The following is a 7,594-nucleotide window of genomic DNA, read 5'->3' as shown; positions in this document are numbered from 1 at the left end:
TTCCTCGTAAAGGATGCCATTCTCGTCGCGCACGAGCCGGCGGCCCCCTTGCTCAGCGATGACCTGGCGCGCAAATGGAGGCCACAGCCCGTTGACGACCGGGATGTAGTCAAAAGTCTCTACCCCTTCCAGGCCAAAATAGGCCTCGACCTCTGCGCCTGTGCACAGATGGGGTGGCAATCCCTCGTTGTGCCAGCGGCGGATGGTCGCCTCCCAGTACCCGAACTCCAGGTTCGGCAGGCGGTCAGCAGGGGTGAGCTCAAGCGCGGCCAAAAACCGTTCTCGTGTGGTCATGCGTAAACCGATAAAGTAGACCCAGCGCGACAACCAACGACGTTTTCTCCGGCACAACGGTCGAAACGACCGCGAGTGTTGCCGTCACTAAGGTAATAAACAGCGAGCAGAAAGGCAACGAGTTCTTGTGTCGCGATCATCTCCCTTGTTTAGCGGAACGCGGGGGGGCAGAATCGTCAGAGAAGCAGCCAAAGGGCGCAGTGGCATGACAAGAGGCCGTGCAGACAGCGAGGCGGCCCGACGCCGCCGCACGGCGCGCCTGCTCGGAGCGGCAGTGTCTTCTGCTGCCTTGCTTTTCCTTGCGTGCGCCCGCGGAGGGGAATGGGCACGCACCATCGGCTGGCGCGATCCGGAACTACTCAGGCTCCTCCAGCACGAGGAGCCGGGCGACGCCGAGGCTGTGGTGCTTGCCGATGAAGGCAAGGTAGAGGTCTCGGGCGAGTGGCAAATGGGCTTTACTCTCTTTGAGCGCCACCGCATTGTGAAGATACTCAACCGTCGAGGCGAGCGTTTTGCCAACGTGGCGGTGCCCTACGGTGCGGACAGCAGGGTCGAGTTACTTCAGGCCAGGTGTATTTCGCCGCAGGGTGAGATTTCCGTAGTGGAACCGAAGAAGGTCTATGACGTGAATCTTTACCCCAGTTTTGTCTTCTACTCTGACCAGCGCGCAAAGCTCTTCGCAGTCCCAGGCATCGAGCCTGGGTCGGTGGTCGAATACCGCTACCGGGTGCGGACGCCAACCAGAAGCTTTGGGCACTCATGGGTGTTCCAGGAGGATGTGCCGGTGCTGCGATCGAGGTTCACGCTGTTGGCGCCTGGGGAGTGGGAGCTCATCTACCGGGTGCACGGTCTTGCACTCGAGCCCCATGTGACACGGGCACCAGCCGGCTTCAAGGCGACCTACGTGTGGGAGGCGAAGGATATTCCACCTTTGAGCCGCGAGCTTTCCATGCCCCCGCCGCGCGAGTGCTTTGCCAGAGTCGAGTTGTCCCCCGCCGGGATGAAGACCTGGAACGACGTGGCAACCTGGTATCACGGCCTGGCCGCACCGCAAATGAAGGCCACCAAGCAGGTCAGTCGGTTAGCCAGCACGCTGATCGCCGGCTGCGAGACCGAGATGGACAAGTTGAAGGCTCTGGCCACCTGGGTGAGGGACAATGTGCGCTACTTGGCGGTGGAGATCGGCATCGGCGGGTTCCAGCCCCACGCGGCGCAAGAAGTGTTGGCCAATCGATACGGGGACTGCAAGGACATGGCAACGTTGCTGTGCGCCATGGCCGCGTCCGTAGGCATAGAGGCTGACCAGGTGCTGGTGAGTACCTGGCAGAACGGGGTGCCCGATACCTCCTTGCCCTCGCCCTTCCACTTCAATCATGCGATGGTTTTTGTCCCGGCAATTGGGGACAGTGGCTTGTGGGTCGACCCTACCGACAAAGGGACACCTTTTGGCAGTCTGCCCTGGTACGACCAAGGCGTCTTTGTGCTGCACGTGAAGGGCGATGGCACTGGTTCAGTGCGTCGCACGCCGCGGCGCCCTGCAAGCGAAAACCAGACAGTCGAGCGGTGGCATGCCCGCATCGACGAGCAGGGGAGTGCAGAGGTGGATGGGGAGACCGTGCTGCGTGGAGCGCCGGCCTATGAGCTGCGCAAAGAGCTGGCAGCTTTGAACACCGCCGAACGGACTCGCTGGTTGGAGAGCCACCTTGCTCGTCGTTGCCCTGCAATCACGCTCAAATCCTGGCACGTTGCCGGCTTGGAGCCGGACACGGACTCACTGCGCTTTTCGTACTCCTTTTCCTCAAGCGCCTTTGCAATGCGAAGTGCCGGGCAGCTTGTGGTGCGACCCGCACAGTTCTGCCGCCTGGACCTGCCGGAGTTGTTTCGGTCGCCTACGCGCGTGCACCCCATCCGCTTCCGCTTCGGCATGGTTCAGGAGTTTCTGTTAAGCGCAGACACTCCTTCTGGCTGGAAGATGCTCTCTCCTCCGGTTTCAGACTCTACCACGTGCGCCCACGGGGCGGCCAAATGGCAATGGTTCCCGACCTCGAGCGGCCTCTTCGCGAGCGCTCGTTACAGTTTGTCCGGAGAAGAGGTGTCGCCAACCGAGTATCCTGCCTTTCGCACCTTCCTAAACAATGTTGAACTGGGGGACCTGCGTGAAGTGCGCCTTGGACGGGACTGAGCGCGTTCTGACCACGGAGATCGCGCCGGAGGCTCCTTTCTGCCAGAGCAGAGCCCACGCGATCCTCTCGTGACTGTCACTGTGCACAGCCAAAGCAACCGTCGACACAGTCTCGGGTTGACCGTTTTGGCGGATTCGGGGGGTGGTCTTGCAGAGACCCGCTTTGGCAGGCGATTCCGCAGGTGGGTGGGTAGAAGGGCGCCCATGCGCAGGCGATGACTCATTAGCGGTGCAGATTGACCAAGAGGGGCGCCGAGGGCTTCACCCGAGGAGTTTATTGCGCCACTTTTCCTTCATCGCGTTCACACCACCCTATGTAGGGATCCCAGTGCAAGTCCTCTCAGTTGCCAGGGGCCTTTGTTCTTGCGCGCGAAAAAAAAACGAGCGTGCCTGCGAAAATCGCTTGACGGTGTCAGGAAAAAGGCCTATATTAGTGCACGTTTACTGATATCTTCGGCATGACCATACGTAAACGGACAGGTATGAAAACGAGCATTTACCAACGTCAGGAGTTTATCTCTCTGCTATCCATTTCGGAAGAAGAACTCGCCGAGTGGGAAAAGCTGGGTCTGATTCGCCACCTGGGCAAGATCGACAACCAGATTCCCTTCTACACCGAGGCGCACGTCAACGAGGCGCGGCAGATTCAGCAGCTGCAGAGGCTGGGCTACGACTTGGCGACAATCCAAAAGATTGTGCGCAAGGTCGGGTTGCCTTCGCAGGCGACTCCACGCTCGCAGACACAGGTCACCGATTTTCTCACTGTCGGTGAGCTTGCTGACAAGACCGGGCTCAATGCCCGCACCATCAAGTACTGGGAAGAGCGAGGTATTTTGCAGCCCGACGCGCGCAGCACGGGCGGCTTCCGTCTCTACTCGCGCGTGTACGTTTACCTCTGCAACCTCATCAAAGACCTGCAGAACTTTGGCTATTCCCTTGAAGAGATCAAGGAGGCCTCAGACCTCTTTCGCGACTTTCTCGCCATCAGCGAGGGGACTTCCCCCTACACCCAGGAACAGGCGCGAGAGCGTCTTGAATTGATGCAGGAAAGAATTGCCGCTCTCAACGAACGGATGGCGGCGCTCAAGGATGGCATCAAGCGGTGGGAGGACCTACTGCGCAAGAAAAGAAAGGAGGTGGCCCAGCTCCTTAACAAGTTCAGTGAGGGCGCCGGCAAATCTGCCGCCGACAGCCAAGGCAAGCAAAGCTAACTTTGAGGTCTAGTCCATCATGGCAAAAGTGATCCTTATCGAACCAAAGGCCCCCAACCTTCACATCTTCACACGCTTTCCTCTTCCACGGTTGGGAACTATCATATTGGCCACCATCGCGCAGAAGGCGGGCTGGGAGGCCGCTGTCTATGTGGAAGAGCAAGGAGCAGTAGACTGGCAAGAAGTGGCGAGTGCGGATCTCGTGGGTATCTCTACGGTCACCTCCACTGCCCCTCGTGCTTATGCCATTGCTGAGCGCGTGCGCAACCTGGGGATTCCGGTAGTGCTTGGCGGGCCGCATGTAACCTACATGCCGGAGGAAGCCCTAGCCCACGCCGACTATGTGATGTTGGGCGAGGCAGAGTCGTCGTTTCCTGTGTTGCTGGAAGCAGTCGCTGGGAAGCGCAACTTGGACGAAGTGCCGAAGCTTGTCTACCTGCGCGACGGGAGACCCTACACAACCACCGTGCCCGCGCCACCTGTGGTCATGGACGAAATTCCCTTTCCGGATTTTTCGCTGGTCAGGAGCAAAGGAAAGAAAGTAGCGGGTAAGCGCATCATCCCTGTGCAGACCTCCCGCGGCTGTCCTTTCGACTGCTCTTTCTGTTCCGTGACGGGAATGTTCGGCAGAAAGTACCGCTTTCGTTCCACCGAGAACGTCATCGCCGAGCTCCGGCGGTACAACCAACCAGGCAACTTTGTTTTCTTCTACGACGACAATTTTGCGGCTAACCCCGCCCATACGCGCAGGCTCCTTGAGGCGATGATTGCCGAGGGCTTCAAGTTCCGTTGGTCGACCCAGGTGCGGGCTGATATCACGCGAGACGAAGACTTGGTGCGCTTGATGCGTCGCGCGGGCTGCCACACGGTGTTCGTGGGATTCGAGACGGTGAACCCGGCGAGCCTTGCGGCCACCAAGAAGCATCAGACCGTGGCGGAAATGGAGGAGGCTACCCGCGTGTTCCGTCGCCACCGCATCAATGTGCACGGGATGTTCATCCTGGGCCTGGATCACGATACGTTCGCATCGGTCAAGGAAACCGTGCGCTTTGCGAAGAAGCATCAGTTGGCCTCAGCTCAATTCCTCATCCTCACTCCCCTCCCTGGCAGTCGTTGCTACGAGGAGCTGCGGGCCGAAGGCCGCATAACCTTCAACGATTGGAGCTTGTACGATGCCCACCACGTCGTGTTCGAACCGCGTGGCTTCTCCTTGATCGAATTGCAGATGGCTCAGATCTGGGCCCACCAGCGCTTCTATTCATTGACCGAAATGGTGCGGCGTTTGCTGGCTTTTCGCCTGGAGGAGGTGGCCATTGCGCACTATGCGCGTCGCCTCAACAGCCTCTGGCGCAAGAGGAACGGACTCTATTTGCGGTTACTTGAGCTGTTGCGGGCGAAGAAGGGCGGACGCATAAAGGCGCAGTTCTGGCAGGACGTCGCGGTGGACCTGCCGCGCTGAGAGCTTGCACTCACCGGCCAGCAAGGAGGGGCCTCAGCATCATGAGGCCCCTCAAGCTTTTTATGGGAGACCATGCTCACATCCTTACTGCTTCACCACCGCTCTATGACCCGAACTGTAAACCCTACCGAGAATCTGCTCCCCTAAGTCTTTTACCTTGACTTATTGGGGTTTTTTTGCTACTTTTCCACCTAAGCAAGAAACGCCGATGAGAAGCCACGCAAAAGAGTCACGGCGCGAGCACTGGGAGTCTTACTGGGGGGAACGAGCTGCCCCGGACGAATACTATTCCAATGCGGATCGCGTCGTCAAGCAAATAGAGCGGGCGGGTGTGCTCCCGGTCAACTGGGCTTTGGAGGTGGGAGCTGGTACCGGCCGCGATGGCATGCGGCTGGCAGAACGTGGCGGGAAAGTCGTTCTCCTCGACTATGCGGAGCAGGCGGTGGCGATGATGCGCGGCATGACGCACGGGCGCAAGGGTCTCTACATAGTTCGCGGAGACGCATTTGCCTTGCCCTTCCGGAGTGGCAGCTTGGACTTGGTGTTCCATCAAGGTCTGGTGGAGCACTTCCGGGATCCGCTGCCGCTGTTGCAGGAGAACTTGCGCGTGCTACGCCCCGGCGGCGTGGCGGTGGTCGACGTACCCCAGCGGTACCACATCTACGGCTTGCTGAAGCGAGTGCTCATGGCGCTTGACAAGTGGTTTGCCGGATGGGAGACCGATTTTACCGTGCGCGGACTCGCGACAGTGATGCAACGGGCCGGGTTTGAGGTTTTATGGATGTACGGAGACTACATGCGGCCGAGTCTGCTCTATCGCACGGTCCGGGAAGGTTTGCGACGGCTCGGCGTGCGCTTGCCCATGTATCCGCCGAGCTGCAAGTTTCTGCGCTCAGTGCGCGCCACCCTCCGTGGTCTGGTGCTGCGCTGGCCGGTGATGCTCAACACCTGTCTTGATATCGGCGCGGTGGCGCGCAGGCCGGTGCAGGCTCGATGAGTCTGCGGATTCTCCTCATCAACTGGCAGGACATCCGCCACCCCCTTGGAGGAGGCGCGGAGGTCCATGCCCACGAGATTCTCAAGCGGCTCGTCGCGGCGGGCCATGAGGTGACGCAGCTGAGTTGCACCTTTCGCGGGTGCGCACCAGAGGAGGTAGTAGATGGCATCCGGATTGTCCGGAGAGGACCTCGTCCTGTCTTCAACTATTTTGTGCCGGCTCTCTATGCCGCCCTGTGCAGAAGCCACACCTTCGACGTGGTCTTGGAAGACATCAACAAAGTGCCGTTCTACACCCCGCTCTACGCGCGGCAACCCGTGGTTGCGATTGTGCACCATCTGTTCGGGCCGACCATACGATTGGAGACTGGCCCACTGCGCGCCCGGTATGTTGAGGCTCACGAGAGGCTGATTCCGCGCCTTTATCGCCATACGCGCTTTATTGCCGTCTCCAAGAGCACGCAACGGGAACTGGCGGCGCTTGGGCTGCGTTGTAGCCCTGAGGATATCGCCTACAATGCCGTGAATCGCTCGCTGTGCCGGCCGAGGCCGGAACTCAGGGCGGCAGAGCCCACAGTCGCCTACTTTGGCCGGGTCAAGCGCTACAAATGCATCGACAGGCTGTTGGTGGCGTTCGGTCTGGTTCTTGAAAGAATGCCTGAGGCGCGTCTGCTGATTGTGGGCGAAGGGGATGCCCGCCCTGAGCTGCAGAGACTCGCTGAAGAGCTCCGCATTGCAGACCGGGTTACTTTCACCGGGGCAGTGAGCGAAGAGCGGAAGGCCGAGCTCCTGAACAGCATGTGGGTGATGGTGAATCCCTCTGCGAAGGAGGGATGGGGCATCACAGTGTTGGAGGCCAGTGCGTGCGGTGTACCAGTGGTCGCCGCCGATTCGCCTGGTTTGCGTGACGCCGTGGTGGATGGACGCACGGGACTCCTTTATCCCTGGGACAGGGCTGACATCTTGGCGCAAAAGTTGTGCCTGGTGCTGCAAAACCGCCCACTGCGTACGCGATTAGGAGAGGGCGGCCAGCGCTGGGCAGCGGAGTTTAGTTGGGAGAAGTCTGCGGCGCGAGTCTTGGAGATTATCTCTGAGGAGTTGAAACGCTGACTCGGTGGAGGACACGTTGATGGACAATCATCGCAAGCTAAACGCTCTGGTGGGCGGTGCAGTTACCTTGATTGCCTTTCTCACCTATCTCCGTACCATCGCCCCTACGGTCTCGTTCTGGGACTGTGGAGAGTTCATCGCCTGTTCGTACATCTTGGGGGTGCCGCATCCCCCTGGTGCGCCGCTCTACATCCTTCTCGGGCGCCTCTTTTCGATGATCCCCTTTGCCAAGGACATCGCCTTCAGAGTGAATCTGATTTCGCCCGTGGCCAGTGCCCTCACGGTGCTATTCCTCTACCTCGTCATCGTCCGCATGGTGATTCTGTGGCGGGGCAAACCGAG

At 59.7% G+C, this 7,594-nt stretch carries 7 protein-coding genes; 6 read left to right on the top strand and 1 reads right to left on the bottom strand.

Going from position 1 to position 7,594, the window contains the following annotated elements:
• A partial coding sequence (locus H5U38_11515) for a hypothetical protein (GenBank protein MBC7187651.1) occupies positions 1–327 on the bottom strand: 327 nt, incomplete at its 3' end.
• Positions 328–499: 172 nt separating this feature from the next.
• Between H5U38_11515 and H5U38_11510 the strand changes: the two genes are divergently transcribed.
• The 6 genes from H5U38_11510 to H5U38_11485 form a co-directional block, all read left to right on the top strand.
• On the top strand, positions 500–2,476 hold the full coding sequence (locus H5U38_11510; GenBank protein ID MBC7187650.1) for a DUF3857 domain-containing protein: 1,977 nt from the start codon (positions 500–502) through the stop codon (positions 2,474–2,476).
• 482 nt (positions 2,477–2,958) lie between these two features.
• Positions 2,959–3,687 carry a MerR family transcriptional regulator gene (locus H5U38_11505; GenBank protein MBC7187649.1) on the top strand — a complete coding sequence of 243 codons (729 nt, stop codon included), beginning with the start codon at positions 2,959–2,961 and terminating at the stop codon, positions 3,685–3,687.
• A gap of 19 nt (positions 3,688–3,706) precedes the next feature.
• Positions 3,707–5,146: a B12-binding domain-containing radical SAM protein gene (locus tag H5U38_11500; protein MBC7187648.1), complete on the top strand. Its 1,440-nt coding sequence runs from the start codon at positions 3,707–3,709 to the stop codon at positions 5,144–5,146.
• A gap of 208 nt (positions 5,147–5,354) precedes the next feature.
• Positions 5,355–6,143: a class I SAM-dependent methyltransferase gene (locus H5U38_11495; GenBank protein ID MBC7187647.1), complete on the top strand. Its 789-nt coding sequence runs from the start codon at positions 5,355–5,357 to the stop codon at positions 6,141–6,143.
• Positions 6,140–7,252, top strand: a complete 1,113-nt coding sequence (locus tag H5U38_11490) for a glycosyltransferase family 4 protein (GenBank protein MBC7187646.1) — start codon at positions 6,140–6,142, stop codon at positions 7,250–7,252. Before H5U38_11495 ends, H5U38_11490 begins: the two co-directional genes overlap by 4 nt.
• A gap of 19 nt (positions 7,253–7,271) precedes the next feature.
• The coding region (locus H5U38_11485) for a DUF2723 domain-containing protein (GenBank protein ID MBC7187645.1) at positions 7,272–7,594 on the top strand (323 nt) is incomplete at its 3' end.

Source organism: Calditrichota bacterium (assembly GCA_014359355.1).
GTDB lineage: Bacteria > Zhuqueibacterota > Zhuqueibacteria > JANLFK01 > Oleimicrobiaceae > Oleimicrobium.
This window is presented reverse-complemented; position numbering and strand designations above follow the sequence as displayed.

What these genes read in the sequence shown, in the direction of transcription:
- H5U38_11510 (MBC7187650.1), top strand. Translation starts at nt 500, where the DNA reads ATGACAAGAGGCCGTGCAGACAGCGAGGCGGCCCGACGCCGCCGCACG.
- H5U38_11505 (MBC7187649.1), top strand. Translation starts at nt 2,959, where the DNA reads ATGAAAACGAGCATTTACCAACGTCAGGAGTTTATCTCTCTGCTATCC.
- H5U38_11500 (MBC7187648.1), top strand. Translation starts at nt 3,707, where the DNA reads ATGGCAAAAGTGATCCTTATCGAACCAAAGGCCCCCAACCTTCACATC.
- H5U38_11495 (MBC7187647.1), top strand. Translation starts at nt 5,355, where the DNA reads ATGAGAAGCCACGCAAAAGAGTCACGGCGCGAGCACTGGGAGTCTTAC.
- H5U38_11490 (MBC7187646.1), top strand. Translation starts at nt 6,140, where the DNA reads ATGAGTCTGCGGATTCTCCTCATCAACTGGCAGGACATCCGCCACCCC.